We start from the raw sequence: 17,925 nt of genomic DNA, 5'->3' as shown, positions 1-17,925 counted from the left end.
GCTGCTGTGTATTTAACATTAACCTCCCTTTTACAACCGGTTGCCAAAAGTATTATGTACGGTGAACCATGCAGTACCGTACCCGTTTATAAGAAAAAATAAAACGTTTGATTATGAAACAATTCAACAAAATTTATTTAGTATTAATTGCTGCTATTGCTTTAGGTAGTTGTACTTTACAACAACGCCTTACCGGTACTTGGAATATTGTAAAATTTCAAGAAACCAATATTAGCCAGCAGAACGCATCAGCAAGTAATGTGGGTACTATTCAGTTCAAGAAAGATGGTTCGGGCGTAAAATCGTTGAGTTATTCTATTTTGGGTAACCAAACCAACGATCAAAAACCTTTCACTTGGACTATTAATGGCAACAATGTTACCCTGAATAGCGAAAATGCTCAGTTCCCAAAATCATGGATTATTATTACCAACAAACCAAAATATCAAGTTTGGAAAACAACCGATGGGCAAGGAAATATCCAAAAAATGGAATTGAAAAAACAATAAGCTAAAAGACAACTTTTTTCCTGAAAGCGGTAGTTTCTTTTATAAAAAGCTACCGCTTTTTTATTGAATGCTTTTGATAATCGATTCATCAATACCAAATTCCTGCATTAAATGAATACCATAATTCCTGATTACTTCAATTACGTTTATGGCGGCTAGCCCTCTTTCCGTAATGGAGTATTCCACTTTTGGGGGCACAGCAGCATAAACAATGCGGTTAATAAACCCTTCGTCTTCCAATACTTTCAACAGGCTGATCAGTATTTTATGGGATACATGTAGAATATCATTCTTCAATTCACCATAACGAAACGTTTTCCTTCTTAACCGCCATAATATGGGGATTTTCCATGTGCCGCCAATGCGGTCTATTGTAAACTCAACAGGATTATAATACAGCTTGTTTTTATTAATAAACTTGGGCGTACAACAACTATTTCAAAATTTATAATACAGTTTATCCACACCATTCATTTTGCAGATAAAAACGCTTTATGTTTAGATAGGCAAAATAACCATACTTTCCTAAAAGTGAGTACCTCACAAATTGGTAAGTGAAGAAAAAATAGCATCATATAAAACACCTTTGCCATTAAAAACCAACTTATGCATATTGCAATCATCGGTACCGGAAATGTGGGTGCCGCTTTGGCTACCCAATGGGTACAAAAAGGACATACTATTTTATTGGGGGTAAACGATAGAGAAAATTTTAAAGGGAAACATTTACTCAACAACCCCAATACTTCTGTGCATTCCATTTCCGATGCAGTGAAAAAAGCCACTGTAATTTTATTGGCAACTCCGGCTAAAGCTACCATTCCCATTACCCAATCGTTGGGTGATACTTCCGGAAAAATAATTATTGATGCCATGAATATTGCAATGAAGCAAGGACCGGAAGGCTTTACCAATACCACCAAAGCCATCTTAGCCTACACGCAAACCACTGACGTGGTAAAATGCTTTAATACTACCGGATACAATAACATGGAAAATACCCAATACGGCAATTGGACAATTGATGCCTTTGTTGCGGGCAATAGTGAAAAGGGAAAGCAAGTAGCTATTCAACTGGCTAAAGACGCCGGTTTTGCCGAATGTTATGATGTGGGTGGTAATGACCAATTTACATTAATGGAACAATTCGCACTATTTTGGATTAACCTGGCTTTGTTTAGAGGCTTAGGTAGAGACATCGCCTTCAAATTATTAAAACGATAGTTGTACCTCATTCACCTACCCGCCGTATGTTGAATATCACTACCGGCGGGTCAAGGTATTGATTGTAATCGCTACTGTTGTATATTTTTCTAACAATATCCATTCCTTTCACCACTTTTCCAAAAGCAGCAAAACCTTGTTTGTCTTCCATATTCACCCCACCATAGTCCAGGCCGGGCTCTCGTTCCATGCAAATAAAAAACTCGGTGCCTGCAGTGCCGGGCGCCATTCTGGCCAATGAAATAGTACCTTCTTCATGTTGTAAGCCGGTTTGCTTGGTGCTTTCATGCGGAATGCCGGGTACAGAGCGCGCTAAATCATTATTCGTTTTCCAAATACCACCTTGTACCAATTCTGTTTTAGGGGCATTCATAGGTTGATTAACATCGTTCAATACCCGATAAAAATTGGCACGTTTATAATAGCCTGAATCTACATAACTCAAAAAAGCCGCTACCGTTTTGGGTGCCTTTTCAGGATACAATTCCACTTCTATATAACCTAGCGTGGTTTCAATTTGTACATGTGGGTGTGCATAATGCTTTGTAGGCTGGCAGGCCTGCAATACTAAAATCATTGCCAAAATGATAACAATACCCCATTGCCAAAATTTAGAGGAACACCCCATTACTTTTTTCATAACGTTTACGCCTTGCTGTATCATTGTTTGTTTTGCCGAATTAATGGGCTTCTAACCAGTTTTTGCCGGTACCTATTTCTGCTTCAATAGGTACTTTATTGGGTAGAATTAATGCTTCGCGCATATTATTTAAAATGATGGGTTTTATTTTTTCTACTTCTTCTTCCAACACATCAAACACCAATTCATCGTGCACTTGCAATATCATGGCCGATTGAAAATGATGTTTTTTTAGGTCTGCGGCAATTTTTATCATGGCTAGTTTTATCATATCTGCCGCTGTTCCTTGTATGGGCGAATTAATGGCATTACGCTCAGCATAACCTCTAACGGTAAAGTTGGCTGAATTAATATCTTTTAGCCAACGCTTTCTTCCCATCAACGTTTCCACATAACCATTTTTTTGTGCAAAAGCAATGGTGCTTTGCATGTATTGGGTAATGCCCGGAAATTGCTGTTTGTAGTTGTCAATAATTTCTTTCGCTTCAGTGCGTGAAATGCCCAGGTTATCGGCTAAACCAAAAGCTCCTTGTCCATAAATAATTCCAAAGTTTACACTTTTGGCTTTATAACGCATTTCTTTCGTTACTTCCGATTCGGGTACGCCATAAACCTTTGCAGCAGTTGCCACGTGTATATCTTTTCCTTCTTTAAATGCTGCACACATATTGGCATCCCCACTAATTGCAGCTACTATTCGCAATTCAATTTGCGAATAATCGGCGCTCATCATTACTCTGTTTTTTTCGCGAGGAATGAAGGCTTTGCGTATTTCGCGGCCTCGTTCACTGCGAATGGGTATGTTTTGTAAATTAGGATTATTGCTACTTAACCGGCCGGTTACGGCTACCGCTTGTGCATAAGACGTATGAACCCTGCCGGTGATGGGATGGATTAACTGCGGCAAGGCATCTACGTAAGTCGACTTTAATTTTGTAAGCTCCCGAAATGCTAAAATATCTTCTACTATCGGGTGCCCTTTTAAAGCCAGTTTAGCTAACACATCTTCACCGGTTTGATACTGACCGGTTTTTGTTTTTTTGGCAGAGGGATCTAGTTGCAGCTTTTCAAACAACACTTCGCCCAATTGTTTGGGTGAGGCTAAATTAAATCGCACCCCGGCTAACCGATACACATTTTCTTCGGCCACTTTGGCTTCATCTGCCAGTGTTTTGCTGTACGATTTTAAAAAGTCTACATCAATGGCCACGCCCTCATATTCCATATTGGCCAACACCGGCACTAAAGGGTTTTCTATTTCATTCAATACCCTTTCTACTTTTTTTTCTTTAACCAAAGGAGTTAATACCTGTTGCAGTTGAAAAGTAATATCTGCATCTTCTGCCGCATATTCTTTAATCTCTTCCAATGGTACATCCTGCATATTGCCTTGGTCTTTTCCCTTTTTTCCAATCAACGATTCAATGGATATGGGTTGATACCGCAAGTATTGTTCACTCAAGGCATCCATACTGTGTTTTCCATCGGGCTCTACCACATAATGCGCCAGCATGGTATCTGTAATTTTTCCTTTTAACTCAATACCCTGCCATTTTAAAACCAGCATATCGTACTTAATGTTTTGCCCAATCCATAACACATCGGTTCTTTCGAAAAGTGGTATAAAGTGATGCAACAATTTTTTGGCTGCTTCGGGTTCTTTGGGTACGGGTACATAATAGGCTTCGTGTGGTTGATAAGCAAAACTCAAACCCACGGGCTGTGAAGTATTGGGGTCTAAACCGGTAGTTTCTGTATCAAAAGCAATGGCATGTTGCTGCATTAGCTTTTGCAATAACCCATGTATCTGTTCTGGTGTTTGTATTAAATGGTAGACATGTTGAATGGTTTGGCTGTTTTGTAAACCAAAATTTTCAGTATCGGCTGTCGCATCATCAGTAACTAACGGCTTGGCCTTGCTGTTGGCGGCGGTGGCTACCGGTGCACCAAACAAATCGGTTTGTACCGCCTGCGGTGCGGTGGTAAAGGCCGGTAAATCTTCACCCAATAGGCGTTTGCCTAAGGTTTTAAATTCCAGTTCGGTAAATACTTCTATCAGTTTTTCTTTATTAAAGGGCTTAACTTTAAAATCTTCTTCATGAAACTGAATAGGCACATTGGTAATAATGGTAGCCAGTTTTTTACTCATCAGTGCACTATCCTTTCCATTCCTAATTTTTTCGCCAACAGCGCCTTTAATATTTTCTGCATTAGCTAGAATATCTTCCAGTGTTCCATATTCTTTTAGCAATTTGGCGGCTGTTTTTTCTCCAATACCGGGAATGCCGGGAATATTATCTACCGCATCGCCCATTAATGCCAGCATATCTACCACCTGACTAATATTATCAATATTCCATTTTTCGCATACCTCTTTTGGTCCCATTAATTCAACTGATCCTCCCTGATAGGCCGGTTTATAAATGGTAATGCCTTTGCGTACCAACTGACCATAATCTTTATCGGGTGTTACCATAAACACTTCATAACCGGCATCGTGGGCTTCCCAAGCCAGGGTACCAATTACATCATCGGCTTCATAACCCGGTACCCCTAATACGGGAATATTAAAGGCTTCAATAATTCTTTTAATATCGGGAACCGCGGCCAATAAATCCTCCGGTGCTTCCTGGCGATTAGCTTTATAATCTGCAAAATCAATATGGCGCTCTGTGGGTCCTTCCATATCAAAGCATACCGCCATGTGGGTGGGCTTTTCTTTATTCAGCAATTCAATTAAAGTATTGGTAAATCCAAATTGTGCATTGGTGTTTCTCCCTTTACTGGTTACCCTTGGATTGCGAATTAATGCATAATAAGCCCTGAAAATAAGGGCAAACGCATCTAATAAAAATAACTTTTTCTGCATAACAGCTAAGGTATAGAAATGCGGGGAGGCAGAAAAGAAAAGAGGCTGCCATTTGGGGAAACGGCAACCTCTTTTTGGTTTTTGTGCATATTGGGCTTCTCATCCTCAACTATTCTAAACCATATTTGGTCAAGTATTTTCTATTCAATTCGGTTTGTTTATTTTCTAAACTTACTTCCCGTCCCTGAATAAAGGCATGGCGAATAATGCTGGAATGCATGTCTAATATATCCCCATCACTCACCACAATATTCGCATCTTTTCCTACTTCAATGCTGCCGGTTTTATCATCAATGCCTAAAATTTTGGCACTGTTTAAAGTAATGGCCTGTAACGCTTGTTCTTTCGTTAAACCATAAGCGGCAGCTGTACCGGCATTAAACATTAAATTGCGGTAGCGGGCCTCATCAAAAGCATCATTCAAAGCAAAAAGAATTCCTGCCTTTTGTAGCTCAGCCGGAGTTTTAAAGGGCTGGTCTACATCATCATCTTCGGTGGTAGGCAATGCATGTTCCTGATTTAAAATAACAGAAATATTATTGGCTTTCAGTAAATCGGTAATTTGATAACAATCGCTGGCACCTACTAAGGTAACTTTAAAACCAAACTCTTTGGCAAAATCAATCGCCGCTAACATTTGTTTTACCTGATCGGCATGAATGAATAAATGTTTACTACCATCAAACAATCCCTTAACAGCTTCAAACTTTAAGTTGGTTTGTGCATGTTTGGGCTCTGCTAAATAAGCTTTTGCCTGACGGAAAAAGTTTTTCAATTCTTCAATTTTTTCATAGGCAGCTTTTGAGGGGTCGGGCATATTCTCCGGAACAAATGCACCAAACCTTCTGCCGGGTCGGCGTATGAAACTGGGCATATTCATGTGAATGTTGTTATCCATTTTATACGCAGCATCTTCCCAATTCCAGGCATCTAATTGTACCACGGAGGAAGAACCACTAATGCTACCCCCTTCGGGTGTTACACTGGCCAACAGTATACCATTGGCTTTTAGGGTATTGATAATTTTTGAGTCGGTGTTATACGCTACAATGGAACGAATATTAGGATTTAAATCGCCTAATTCCAAATAGTCGTTGCTGCCTCTTACACCATTGGCTATTTCTTTTAAACCCAAATCGGTATTGGGTAAAATTAAACCGGGATATACTTGTTTGCCGGTGGCATCTACCGTTTTAGCATCGGCGGGTATGCTTACCTGCGTGGTGTGTATGGCCACAATTTTACCTTTATCTACCTCAATGGTGGCTTTGTCAATTACCGTACCATTGCCCACATGTACAGTACCATTGGTAATAAATAATTTGCCCATATAGGGTTTTGCGGGAGAAACATCATCTTGCGCAAAGGCGGCTACGTTCATCAGCAACACAGCCAGCAGAAGCGATATTTTTAAAGTTTTCATGTTTACTTAATTTTTTGTGAATGAATGCAGTTGCTTTCAGAAAATTATTTTTGTTGAGAAAGGGTTTCCAGTGTTTCTGCTGAAATACCATCTTCTTCACTAATATCAATGGTTATCATACCATCATGATGGTCGTGATCGCCGCAGCTTAACACATACTGCCAACTGGGCTGTGGTCTTAACACCGGTGCGCCATTTCTTTTTTCGCCAATCATTTTTTGAATTAAGCGATTGCGCTCTTCCTGAATTTTCTTGCGCATTTGAGCATCTCTTTCTCTGTCAAAATAAATTGTACCATCTACAATGGTTTTTTGAGCCACTGCATAAATGCTTAAGGGGTTAGCAGACCAAATAACAATATCGGCATCTTTTCCTTCTTTAATGCTTCCTACTTTATTGTCCACATGCAATGCTTTGGCAGGATTGATGGTCACCATTTTAAAAGCATCTTCCTCGCTCATGCCACCGTATTTAATTGATTTTGCAGCTTCCTGATTTAAGCGACGCGCCATTTCCGCATCATCGGAATTAATACAAACATTCAAGCCTTCTTTGTGCATAATAGAGGCATTGTAAGCAATAGCATCTTTTACTTCATTTTTATACGCCCACCAATCACTAAAGGTAGAAGCGTTTGCGCCATGGGCTTTCATTTTATCGGCTACTTTATATCCTTCTAATATATGGGTAAAGGTGTTAAAGCGAAATCCAAAACGTTCACCCACCCGCATAGCTGCCGTTATTTCACTTTGCACATAAGAGTGACAAGTTATGAATCGCTTTTTGTTCAGTATTTCTACCAATGCATCTAATTCTAAATCGCGACGGGTGTTAATGGGGTCTTTTTTCATGGCGGCTTCATAATCCAATGCACGGGTAAAAGCATCTACCATAACTTGTTCAACACCCATACGGGTATCGGGGAAACGGTTGTTATTGGGTGATGTAGTACGTTTTACATTTTCACCTAATGCGAATTTGATGAAGGGATCGGCACCGGCAAATTTCAATTGCTCATCGTCAGCACCCCACCGTAATTTAATTAATTGTGTTTGGCCGCCAATGGTATTGGCAGAACCATGCAGAATATGGGAAGTAGTTACCCCACCACTTAATTGGCGGTAGATATTGATATCATCAGGATTTAAGTTATCGCCAATGCGAACTTCAGAAGTAACGGATTGGCCACCTTCGTTAATAGATGCCGCAGCAATATGTGAGTGCTCATCAATAATACCCGGTGTTACATGCATGCCGGTAGCATCAATTACGGTAGCGGTTGGGTCGCTAAGGTTTTTACCTACTTTGGCAATTTTACCGTTTTTTATCAATACATCGGTATTATCCACAATGCCCTCTTTTTCGTTTGTCCAAACCGTACCATTTTTTATTAATAAGGTTTGTTGTTTGGGCATTTCTTCAAAACCATAACCATCAAACGGATAGGTTACTTTAGCCATGGGGCGGCTTTGCATTCTTCTACGGTTATTGGGTATTTCAGCAGGTAAAGGCTTGGAATAAGTGGCGGTCCAGGTAAAGGCATTGCCCATATCATCGCGGCCGGTTCCGCTCCAGTTTTCTTTTAATGCCATACCACTTAATAAGTATTGGCCGGCACGGCGAGGCCTTTCGCCTTCGGCTTTTTTATTGCCTTCTAATGCAAACTGCATTTTAACAGCTTTCCCATCGTAGGTTAATTTAACAGGAACGGTATCGGCTTGCTGTATTTGTGCAGAAGAACTGTTTTTAACCAAAAGGGTATAGGTTTGTTGGCCCTTGGGCGATTGAAGGGTAAGGGTATATTCTCCGCTAACGGCATTCCATTCAGCCGGGTTAATGCTATAATTTCTTCCCTGAATCCAGTTTTCTACAATTTTAGCATTGTCATCAAATACCGGAGCGGTGGTAATAATAAAGTTGGCCAATTTGCCGGCATCTAAGCTGCCTACTTTATCATACACATTTAAAACAGTAGCCGGTGTTTTGGTTAATGCTTCTAATGCAGTTTTTTCGGAAAGGCCATCGGCAATGGCTTTACGTAAGTTCGGTAAAAACTGTTTCACATCCTTTAAATCGCTGGTAGTTAAACAAAAAGGAATATTGGCTTTTTCAAACGTTGCAGGATTTGTAGGCGCCAATTCCCAATTTTTCATATCGGCCAACGACACAAAGCGGGCATCGTTAGGATCTTCCACATCCATTGCTTGTGGAAAGTTCAAAGGAAGAATAAATGTTGCTTTTGTAGCAGCCATTTCCGACATACGCTGGTATTCGTTGCCGCCGCCTTTAATAATGTATTGTACACCAAACTCATCGCCAATTCTATCTGCCCGTAAATCATTCCATTTATCATCGGCTTCAAAAATTTGAGGTAAGGATTGATTGTTATTCCAGGCTTCTAATGATAGATTAGTACCTTCGGTTGCGGGTTTATTTTTATACCATTTAGCATCTAAATAGGTTTGACGCAATAAGGCAATAGAACCCATTAAGCTGGAAGGATAACTTTGGGTAGAAGAACCTTTATTGAAAGAATAATGGGCTGAAGCTTTTTCTTTTACCACCGCAAAATTATCGGCTTCATTGGCCAAAGTAACTACAGCTCCGGTTCCACGGGCTATACCATCTTTTACATGGGTTAATACCGTACCAAAACCCATTTGGCGCAAAGGATCGGCTTTTTTATCGTCGGCATTAAACTGATCTATGGCATTTACTTGTGGCTTTATGGCTTGGTTCCAGCCATATGCGCCCTTAATGTTAGAAGTAAATTGTGCAGGGGCCATAAAGTTGAACCCGCCGGGCTGACGGGTAGGCGTGGTTACTCCATAATCCGTATAAATATCTATGAAGGAAGGATAAATGTATTTGTTTTTACAATCAACCACCACCGCATCTGTAGGAATACTAATGTTGTTGCCTACCGCAATAATTTTTCCCTCTTTTATTAAAAGGGTGGCATTGCTGAGGGGTGGGGTTTGTGCATCTTTCACAATGGTGGCATGAATGAATGCAAACGAACGGGTGCGAGGGTCGGCTACTCCGTTTACGGGAAATGTTTCCTGGGCTCGTACCAGTAAAACAACAAAGAGCCCCAATAATAGGAGTTGTAATTTTCTCATAATCATGTGGTTTTAATGAAAACAGTTCTTAAAGCTACTATTTTTAAACAAGGAATAAAACCGCTCATCCAATTTTCGGTGATTAACACTTTTTTAACGGTTAAAGGTTATAAAAAAGCAACGGCAAGAGCCATTGCTTTTTAAATATATTAATATAAAATAATATTAATGCTATTTTCCTGCGTCTACCTTTTTTATGAACTGTATAACACCGGGATAAAAATGTTGCTGATCATCCCACATGGCCAAATGGCTGCCTTCGGGGCAATATAAATAACTGCCTTTCGGGAATTGTTTACTCATCCATTCCATGTAATTGGGGTCCATGGTATCGTATTTAGCCCCTACTACCAGGGTAGGAACGGTAATTTCTTTCAAGCGATTACTGATATCCCAATTGGCTAAGCGACCGGCAATGCCAAACTCGCTGGGGCCTTGCATTAAAGTATATACTGTTTCATTAGCATGCTTAAACGAACGATTGACGGGATCAGGCCATTCAGCTAAACGGCACAAATGTTGGTGGTAGAAGTTGGGCAGTAATAATTCCATGTACTTGGGATTTTTATAATCGCCCCTGGCTTCTATTGCCCGAATGGTATCTAACACTTTGGGGTCCATTTGCTTGGCCAACACCTCTTGTGCATATTTACCATAAGCAGGGCAACTGCTCATCATGTTACAAACAATTAACCCTTTTAAGTTTTGTTGGTATTTTAAGGCGTATTCCATGGCTAAAATGCCGCCCCAGGAATTTCCCAATAAATAAAAATTGCTATTGTTTAATCCCAGCGCTTTGCGTACTTGTTCCACTTCATCTACAAATCGGGGGATGGTCCATAAACTACTATCGGTAGGCTGATCGCTGTAATAAGAACCTAACTGATCATACTCTATCATTTCAAAGCCTTCTTTTGGGAAAAAGCTTTCGAAACATTCCATATACTCATGGGTCATGGCAGGGCCGCCGTGTAATAATAATACCTTAACGGTGGGATTATTCCCAATACGTTTGGTCCATACCTTAAACGTGCCAACCGGTGTTTGTATGGGAATCATTTTAATGCCGGCCGTTTGAACGCCGGAATCTTGCGGGGCAAAATAAGTGGCCACAGTCATAGATTCAGGTTTAGAATGACAAGCACTTAAACCCAATAGGGCACCCACTAAAAACAGGGCGAGCATAGTTTTAAAACGAAATAATACCATCATTGCATTTTTTTGGTATTAAAATTAAGGGATTAACGGCCCATATACACCATTAATATTTGAATGTCGCTGGGATTTACCCCACTAATTCTGCCGGCCTGCCCAATGGTACGGGGCTGCACTTTTTTAAATTTCTGCCGGGCTTCGCTCGATAGGGCTTGTAAACGGTCGTAATCAAAGTTTTCAGGAATCAGTAAATCTTCCATTACATTCATTTTTTCCACCAGTTCCTGTTCTTTGGCAATATAGCGCTCGTATTTAATTTGTATTTCGGCCTGCTCTAAATACTCCGGCAAATGGTTTTGCAGGGTTTCTTGCAAGGCCGGAAGGCTGGGCAGCATATCGGTTAAAGTAACAGAAGGACGTAACAACAATTTAGCAGCCTTTTGTTTTTCGGTAAGCGGTGCCGATTGTATGCTGTTTAAATATGCATTAATGGCATCCGGTTCAATGGCATATTGTTGTAATTGTTCGGTAATGGTAGCCACGGCGGCTTGTTTTTTCCGAACGCCCTCCATTCTTTCCTGCGAAGCCAAGCCCAAGCGGTAACTGATTTCCGTCAAGCGTAGGTCGGCATTATCTTGCCGTAAAAGGGTTCTGTATTCTGCCCTGCTGGTAAACATACGGTAAGGTTCTTCAGTACCCTTACTAATTAAATCGTCTATCAATACCCCAATATAGGCCTCACTTCTTTTTAAAATAAAGGGGGGCTGACCATTAATTTTCAAATGTGCATTCATGCCGGCCATAATTCCTTGGCAGGCTGCTTCTTCATAACCGGTGGTTCCATTAATTTGTCCGGCAAAGAACAAATTTTGTATGGCCTTGGTTTCCAGTGCATGTGTTAATTGGGTAGGGGGGAAGAAGTCGTATTCAATGGCGTAGCCCGGGCGAAATATTTTACAATTTTCAAATCCGGGTACTTGTTGTAAGGCTTGCATTTGAACTTCTTCGGGCAAAGAAGTGGAAAAGCCATTCACATATATTTCAACGGTATTCCATCCTTCAGGCTCCACAAACAACTGGTGACGATCCCGCTCTGCAAAGCGATTGATTTTATCTTCAATACTGGGGCAATAGCGGGGGCCCACCCCTTCAATTCTTCCCTGAAACATGGGACTACGATCGAACCCGGTTTTTAATATATCGTGTACGGTACTATTGGTATAAGTAATAAAGCAACTTCTTTGTTGGGCAGCGGTAATAGGTACGGTATTGGGCAAATAGGAAAAGCCGGTAATTTCCGTATCGCCTTGTTGTTCTTCCATTTTGGAATAATCCAAACTACGGCCATCCACCCTGGGTGGGGTGCCTGTTTTTAATCTGTTGGCTTCCATCCCTTGGGCCACCAATTGTTCGGTGATACCGGTAGCAGCTTTTTCAGCAACGCGACCCCCACCAAACTGTTTTTCACCTATATGAATCACCCCATTTAAAAAGGTACCACTGGTTACCACTACGGCTTTAGCTGCAATGGCATGTCCTAATTGTGTCACCACCCCACAGGCCTTTCCATTTTTTAAAATCAATTCCCGCACCATATCCTGGTAAAAATCCACATTAGGGGTTTGCTCCAACATTTGACGCCAGGTAGCAGCAAATAACATGCGGTCGTTTTGAGCACGGGGGCTCCACATAGCGGGGCCCTTGCTTTTATTCAACATCCTGAATTGAATCATGCTTTTATCGGTAACAATACCGCTATATCCACCCAAGGCATCTATTTCCCGTACAATTTGCCCTTTGGCAATTCCACCCATGGCCGGGTTACAACTCATTTGGGCAATGGTTTGCATATTCATGGTTATTAATAAAACCTTGCTACCCATATTGGCAGCAGCGGCAGCCGCTTCACAACCGGCATGGCCGGCACCTACCACAATCACATCGTATTCAGCAAACATGTTTCCGTATTTTTTGCAAATGTACACCCAATAATAGGTTTGTAAACAGGGTTGTGTTTGTTCCACGTGAAACATAAACAGAAAGTACCAAGCCTTTTTGTTCCACGTGGAACAGGTTAATTGAGTTATAGACTTTCAAACAGGTCGATGTATTCCGCTTCTTTCTCCCGCATCAAGGTTTGTTCCATCGGGGTTTTGTCTTTGTATCCGCATAAGTGCAAAATACCATGCACCAATACCCTTACCATTTCGTCAGTAAAGTGGGTGTTGTGTTCAATAGCGTTGGCTTTTACTCTATCTACACTAATATAAATTTCTCCCACAATGCCCTCGTCGGTAAGCTCGGTTAAATCGAAAGTAATGATATCGGTATAGGTATCGTGTTGTAAGAATTGTTGATTAATACCCAATAAATATTCATCCGAACAAAAAATATAATCGAGCCGCTTAAGGGAATGTTGTTCATGGATAAATACAGAGGCTAAAAATGCTTTCAATACTTGTTTATGCTTAAATGGGAAGGTACGATCTGCCTGATGAAAAAAAATAGAAGCCATAACGGGTATCAATAAATGAAATCCAAAATTCGTAATTAAAGCCCATAAAATGGCGTTACTTTTGTATAAAGAAAAAACAATTGTTTATTTTATAACAAAACTAATGACGTTATAACCCATTATATGAAACCACTAAGTGCGTTAAAGATAGGAGAGAAAGGCATCATTAAAGAATTTAAGAGCGATGAGCTGTTGATTAAATTAATGGAAATGGGCTGTGTACCGGGTGAAATAATTAAGGTAGAACAAATTGCCCCCTTGGGCGATCCCATCTCCATTGCTGTTGCCGGCTATTCGTTAAGCCTACGTTTGAATGAAGCAGCAACCATTATGATTGAACCCATAACGCAAGAAAAAAAATTACCTTCATGAAGATTGGGTTATACTTTGGTTCTTTTAATCCCATCCATCACGGACATTTAATTATTGCAAGTCATATCATTAATCATGGCTTGGTTGACCAGGTGTGGCTAATAGTAAGCCCACAAAATCCGTTAAAAGCATCTCCTTCTTTATTAAATGAATTTCACCGTTTGCACTTAGCCCGTTTGGCCATTGCAGAAGATGATACCCATATTAAAGTATCGGAAGTAGAATTTAGTTTGCCCAAACCCTCTTATACCATTGATACCTTAACCTATTTATCGGAAAAACATCCACATCACCAATTCTCCGTGATTATGGGTAGTGATAGTTTCCAAAACCTTCCGAAATGGAAAAATTATTCACTTATCTTACAACAATACAAAGTGTTGGTATATATTCGGCCCAACCATTCCATGCCCGATAAACTTCCCAATAATGTGTCGATAGTTAAAGCACCACTGTTAGATATTTCCGCTACCTATATTCGACATTGTATACAAGAGAAAAAAAGTATTCGTTACCTGGTACCGGAACCCGTTCGTTTAGAAATTGAAAAAGCCGGTTATTATTTACACTAATGTACAAAGCCTATAACAAGCTAAGAAATTCCGAAATTCTTGAGATGATAGGAAAACAATTCCGAAATTGTAAATAGATTTACACTTCACAACTTAATTATTTTTTAATCTGTAAAAAGAATCACTTGTATGAAAACAACCAACCTTGTGGCCTTAGCATCCGCCATTTTATTATTTGCCTGCGTAAGTCCTAAAAAATTAAAACAATCAGAAGAAAAGTATACACAACTGAATGGAGCTTATTTAGAATTACAACAAAAATACCGCGATTGTCAAGGTAACTTAGGGGGTGCAAATGATCAGATAAAAGGGCTTCAAAATCAAAAGTCGGTATTAACCGGACAAATTGATGATTTGAATAAGCAAATTGACTTTTTGAAACAAAACAATAACCAGGTTTTGAATCAGTTAAAAGATATGTCCGTTATCTCCGCTTCGCAAGCCGAAAGTATTAAAAAATCTATGGAGAATATGAGTGCGAAAGACAATTATATCCAACAATTACAAACCACCATTGCACAAAAAGATTCCATGAATATGGCCTTGGTAATGAATTTAAAAGGGGTGTTGGGTAATTTAGATGATAGTGATATTAATATTAAGGTAGATAAAGATGTAGTGTATATTGATATTTCAGACAAACTATTATTTAAAAGCGGAAGTTATGATGTAACCGACCGTGCAAAAGTGGTATTAGGAAAAGTAGCCAAGGTATTGAACAATCAACCCAATATTGAATTCATGGTAGAAGGGAATACCGATAGTATACCCTTTAGAAATGGGTTATTATTAGACAACTGGGATTTAAGCGTAAAACGCGCTACTTCTGTTGTACGTATTTTACAAAACAATTATGGTATAGATCCTAAAAGAATTACTGCAGCCGGTCGCGGTCAATACATGCCCGTTGCATCTAACGATACTCCCGAAGGAAGAGCTGCCAACAGAAGAACCCGTATCATTATTTTACCACAGCTAGATCAATTCTTTAAATTATTAGAACGTCCTAAAACCAATTAATTAATACATACATGCTTTAAAGGGTTGTTTTCAAAAAAAGAAAGCAACCCTTTTTTATGTAACTAAAAAATAATTTATTAGAAAATTATATTTATTTTTTCTACCATTAAATATGAAAAAATTTATCCACACAACATTGTGAAAATCACTCCCTTTTCTGTTAGAAAATCACGAAACACTAAAAAACAATGTGATAAAATAAAGAATAACTAACCTCCAAAAAAGGTAAAAAGCAAAATGACAAACAATGCACACATTTTAGCACCCTTGCATTCACAGTGTATAAACTGTTAAAAGTAGAAAGTGCATAATACCCGTTCAAAAGATACACACTTGTGCATAAACTAAGAAAATACAGCAAAAACAAATGTTTCACAATGTGGAACACATGTGGAATAGTAGGGATAACTTCAGAATAATTAACTTTACACTGTGTGAATAACAAAGTTATCCCGATATACACACCCGTAATAGTAGTAGGGTTTTTTAAATAAATAATTATTAATTCATTATTACCCGAGTTATGAACATTGCACAAGCGAAAGCCGCACTCAACGACAAAGGTTTTTTAGATGTGGATATCCATCCTTCCGTAGATTTGTTGGATGCTATTGAACAACTTAAGCAAGAAAAGAATGCCATTATATTGGCGCACTATTATCAGGAACCCGATATACAAGATATTGCCGATTACATTGGCGACAGTTTGGGATTGGCACAACAAGCAGCCAAAACCAAAGCGGATATAATTGTATTTGCCGGAGTACACTTTATGGCCGAAACTGCCAAAATATTAAACCCCACCAAAAAAGTTTTATTACCCGATTTAAAAGCAGGTTGTTCATTGGCCGATAGTGCACCCACCGAAGCATTTAAAGCATTCAAAGCACAACATCCCAACCATGTAGTAATTTCTTACATTAATTGTACGGCAGAAATAAAAGCCCTGAGTGATATTATTTGCACATCGGGCAATGCCGAAAAAATTATTGAAAGCTTGCCACCTGATACACCTATTTTGTTTGCACCCGACAAAAATTTAGGGGCTTATTTGAATAAGAAAACCGGCCGCAATATGTTGCTATGGAATGGTGCCTGCCAGGTGCATGAAATATTTAGTGTGGAAAAAATTAGCCGTTTAAAAATGCGGTACCCGGAAGCGAAAGTATTGGCCCATCCGGAATGTGAAGAACCGGTATTAGCCTTAGCCGATTATATTGGAAGTACCACACAATTATTAAAATATAGTCATAAAGACACTGCCCAGGCCTATATAGTGGCAACAGAAACCGGTATACTGCACCAAATGCAAAAAGACAATCCCACTAAAACCTTTATTCCTGCACCTCCCAACAACAATTGTGCATGTAACGATTGTCCGTATATGAAATTAAACACGGTAGAAAAATTATACAACACCTTACTATACGAATTACCCGAAATAGAAATGGAAGAAAGCCTGCGCTTAGCTGCCAAAAAACCGTTAGACCGCATGCTGGAAATTAGTAAAGCAGCAGGACTCATCGGTTAACAGCAAGGCATATCCGTTATAAATTAGGATTAGGAAGCTTTTCAATGATTCAATAGCAAGTCATTACAAAATATCAGGCTTATCCTATTTTAGAATTGCTTTTTGTTGTTATAATAAATTGAACTATTCTCCATCAATTCATCTGTAGTATTAGCATCATTGAAAAAAACAGAATCATTATATTCATTTGACAACAATAGGCAAGAAACTTGTTCCCCATTATTTTTTAAATAAATTGATTTCAGTCTTTCATAAGCAACGGAAGGAGCAACACCTTGTTTCAACCAACGCATGATTGTACCGGTAATGCGTTGTTGCAACCCCTTTTGCGGGGGTAGTTGCCGGTAAATAGCACTAGCCATGGGCGAAGCTATTTTCAGCCATTCACTGTATTGGCGTTGCGTGGCAAAAGCCGGATCGGAATAAAAGCGTTGTTGATTGATAGAAGTTTTGGAACGCACCAATTGCCGTCCGTTCACCACATAAAAGGTAAATCCGTTAATGGTACCCGAAATGTAAGTATAGGGAATAGTAGCCATAGTATATTGATTTTCTTGTATACAATATACGATATTGGAAAGGCGGTTTCCAAATTTTTTTTCAGGTTTTAGGGATATTTACTGATGTTGAAAAAGGGGAGATTGGCCAAGGATTTTGCAGCCTTCTGCTACCATATTTGTTCGATACAACGCCCACTCAACAGCGTTGCGCAACGCTGTTGACCCGAAGCAGTGTGGGAGAAGGGTGGAAGGAATGTGGATAAAGAACGGGCGAATGATATATAAAAAATTTGGATGGTGATAGTAAAATGTATATTTTTATTTTGATATAGATAATGGTTCATCTTAGTCATTTGAATGTGTGACTGAGCGTAGCGAAGCTGTGTAATGAATGGTAAAATAAACATTCAAAAAGCGTTATAAAAGGCAAACAGGTTTCATTGTATTTTATTAATGTAAGTAAGTTAATGCAG

General features: G+C 39.4%; 16 protein-coding genes. 7 read left to right on the top strand and 9 right to left on the bottom strand.

Annotated elements, in window-relative coordinates; genetic code table 11:
* The first annotated feature begins 6 nt into the window (after nt 1–6).
* Nucleotides 7–102, top strand: a complete 96-nt coding sequence (locus ACP5P5_RS11235; protein WP_428286260.1) for a DUF2480 family protein — start codon at nt 7–9, stop codon at nt 100–102.
* A gap of 11 nt (nt 103–113) precedes the next feature.
* Nucleotides 114–509, top strand: a complete 396-nt coding sequence (locus ACP5P5_RS11230) for a lipocalin family protein (protein ID WP_428286207.1) — start codon at nt 114–116, stop codon at nt 507–509.
* Between the two features lie 60 nt (nt 510–569).
* Here ACP5P5_RS11230 and ACP5P5_RS11225 read toward each other — a convergent pair whose 3' ends face one another.
* On the bottom strand, nt 570–872 hold the full coding sequence (locus ACP5P5_RS11225) for a winged helix-turn-helix transcriptional regulator (protein WP_428286259.1): 303 nt from the start codon (nt 870–872) through the stop codon (nt 570–572).
* A 243-nt stretch (nt 873–1,115) separates the two neighbouring features.
* Here ACP5P5_RS11225 and ACP5P5_RS11220 point away from each other — a divergent pair, with 243 nt between their 5' ends.
* Nucleotides 1,116–1,733, top strand: coding sequence for an NADPH-dependent F420 reductase (locus ACP5P5_RS11220; RefSeq protein WP_428286206.1), 618 nt, complete (start codon nt 1,116–1,118; stop codon nt 1,731–1,733).
* 7 nt (nt 1,734–1,740) lie between these two features.
* Here the strand turns inward: ACP5P5_RS11220 and ACP5P5_RS11215 are convergent, their stop codons facing one another.
* The 7 genes from ACP5P5_RS11215 to ybeY form a co-directional block, all read right to left on the bottom strand.
* Nucleotides 1,741–2,397: a peptidylprolyl isomerase gene (locus ACP5P5_RS11215; protein ID WP_428286205.1), complete on the bottom strand. Its 657-nt coding sequence runs from the start codon at nt 2,395–2,397 to the stop codon at nt 1,741–1,743.
* Between the two features lie 16 nt (nt 2,398–2,413).
* Entirely contained in the window at nt 2,414–5,242 is a 2,829-nt protein-coding gene (gene polA / locus ACP5P5_RS11210) for a DNA polymerase I (protein WP_428286204.1), read from the bottom strand.
* Between the two features lie 109 nt (nt 5,243–5,351).
* A complete protein-coding gene (locus ACP5P5_RS11205) occupies nt 5,352–6,665 on the bottom strand; it encodes an amidohydrolase family protein (RefSeq protein ID WP_428286203.1) in 1,314 nt (437 codons plus the stop codon).
* A 44-nt stretch (nt 6,666–6,709) separates the two neighbouring features.
* On the bottom strand, nt 6,710–9,787 hold the full coding sequence (locus tag ACP5P5_RS11200; RefSeq protein WP_428286202.1) for an amidohydrolase family protein: 3,078 nt from the start codon (nt 9,785–9,787) through the stop codon (nt 6,710–6,712).
* A 171-nt stretch (nt 9,788–9,958) separates the two neighbouring features.
* Nucleotides 9,959–10,972 carry a proline iminopeptidase-family hydrolase gene (locus tag ACP5P5_RS11195; protein ID WP_428286201.1) on the bottom strand — a complete coding sequence of 338 codons (1,014 nt, stop codon included), beginning with the start codon at nt 10,970–10,972 and terminating at the stop codon, nt 9,959–9,961.
* Nucleotides 10,973–11,028: 56 nt separating this feature from the next.
* Entirely contained in the window at nt 11,029–12,900 is a 1,872-nt protein-coding gene (gene mnmG, locus ACP5P5_RS11190) for a tRNA uridine-5-carboxymethylaminomethyl(34) synthesis enzyme MnmG (protein WP_428286200.1), read from the bottom strand.
* Nucleotides 12,901–13,025: 125 nt separating this feature from the next.
* Complete coding sequence (gene ybeY, locus ACP5P5_RS11185; protein WP_428286199.1) at nt 13,026–13,457, bottom strand: rRNA maturation RNase YbeY; 432 nt, start codon at nt 13,455–13,457, stop codon at nt 13,026–13,028.
* Between the two features lie 123 nt (nt 13,458–13,580).
* On the opposite strand from ybeY, the gene ACP5P5_RS11180 reads away from it, so the two are divergent.
* From ACP5P5_RS11180 to nadA, 4 genes are all read left to right on the top strand, one after another.
* Nucleotides 13,581–13,829: a FeoA family protein gene (locus ACP5P5_RS11180; protein ID WP_428286198.1), complete on the top strand. Its 249-nt coding sequence runs from the start codon at nt 13,581–13,583 to the stop codon at nt 13,827–13,829.
* Nucleotides 13,826–14,401: a nicotinate (nicotinamide) nucleotide adenylyltransferase gene (gene nadD, locus ACP5P5_RS11175; protein ID WP_428286197.1), complete on the top strand. Its 576-nt coding sequence runs from the start codon at nt 13,826–13,828 to the stop codon at nt 14,399–14,401. The genes ACP5P5_RS11180 and nadD overlap by 4 nt, the downstream gene beginning before the upstream one ends.
* A gap of 129 nt (nt 14,402–14,530) precedes the next feature.
* Nucleotides 14,531–15,421, top strand: coding sequence for an OmpA family protein (locus tag ACP5P5_RS11170; RefSeq protein WP_428286196.1), 891 nt, complete (start codon nt 14,531–14,533; stop codon nt 15,419–15,421).
* A 523-nt stretch (nt 15,422–15,944) separates the two neighbouring features.
* Nucleotides 15,945–16,952 (top strand): quinolinate synthase NadA, encoded by a 1,008-nt coding sequence (nadA, locus tag ACP5P5_RS11165; RefSeq protein ID WP_428286195.1) that lies wholly within the window; start codon nt 15,945–15,947, stop codon nt 16,950–16,952.
* Nucleotides 16,953–17,041: 89 nt separating this feature from the next.
* Here the strand turns inward: nadA and ACP5P5_RS11160 are convergent, their stop codons facing one another.
* Entirely contained in the window at nt 17,042–17,491 is a 450-nt protein-coding gene (locus tag ACP5P5_RS11160; protein ID WP_428286194.1) for a hypothetical protein, read from the bottom strand.
* Nucleotides 17,492–17,925: the final 434 nt, after the last annotated feature.

It is taken from the genome of Hydrotalea sp. (genome assembly GCF_049968455.1).
Taxonomy (GTDB): Bacteria; Bacteroidota; Bacteroidia; order Chitinophagales; family Chitinophagaceae; genus Hydrotalea.
The sequence above is the reverse complement of the archived record's forward strand: the minus strand, read 5'-3'. Positions and strand labels throughout refer to the sequence as shown.

Excerpts from the sequence above, each read along its gene's own strand:
- ACP5P5_RS11230 (WP_428286207.1), top strand. The coding sequence starts at position 114 with ATGAAACAATTCAACAAAATTTATTTAGTATTAATTGCTGCTATTGCT.
- ACP5P5_RS11220 (WP_428286206.1), top strand. The coding sequence starts at position 1,116 with ATGCATATTGCAATCATCGGTACCGGAAATGTGGGTGCCGCTTTGGCT.
- ACP5P5_RS11215 (WP_428286205.1), bottom strand. The coding sequence starts at position 2,397 with ATGATACAGCAAGGCGTAAACGTTATGAAAAAAGTAATGGGGTGTTCC.
- polA (WP_428286204.1), bottom strand. The coding sequence starts at position 5,242 with ATGCAGAAAAAGTTATTTTTATTAGATGCGTTTGCCCTTATTTTCAGG.
- ACP5P5_RS11205 (WP_428286203.1), bottom strand. The coding sequence starts at position 6,665 with ATGAAAACTTTAAAAATATCGCTTCTGCTGGCTGTGTTGCTGATGAAC.
- ACP5P5_RS11200 (WP_428286202.1), bottom strand. The coding sequence starts at position 9,787 with ATGAGAAAATTACAACTCCTATTATTGGGGCTCTTTGTTGTTTTACTG.
- ACP5P5_RS11195 (WP_428286201.1), bottom strand. The coding sequence starts at position 10,972 with ATGCTCGCCCTGTTTTTAGTGGGTGCCCTATTGGGTTTAAGTGCTTGT.
- mnmG (WP_428286200.1), bottom strand. The coding sequence starts at position 12,900 with ATGTTTGCTGAATACGATGTGATTGTGGTAGGTGCCGGCCATGCCGGT.
- ybeY (WP_428286199.1), bottom strand. The coding sequence starts at position 13,457 with ATGGCTTCTATTTTTTTTCATCAGGCAGATCGTACCTTCCCATTTAAG.
- ACP5P5_RS11180 (WP_428286198.1), top strand. The coding sequence starts at position 13,581 with ATGAAACCACTAAGTGCGTTAAAGATAGGAGAGAAAGGCATCATTAAA.
- nadD (WP_428286197.1), top strand. The coding sequence starts at position 13,826 with ATGAAGATTGGGTTATACTTTGGTTCTTTTAATCCCATCCATCACGGA.
- ACP5P5_RS11170 (WP_428286196.1), top strand. The coding sequence starts at position 14,531 with ATGAAAACAACCAACCTTGTGGCCTTAGCATCCGCCATTTTATTATTT.
- nadA (WP_428286195.1), top strand. The coding sequence starts at position 15,945 with ATGAACATTGCACAAGCGAAAGCCGCACTCAACGACAAAGGTTTTTTA.
- ACP5P5_RS11160 (WP_428286194.1), bottom strand. The coding sequence starts at position 17,491 with ATGGCTACTATTCCCTATACTTACATTTCGGGTACCATTAACGGATTT.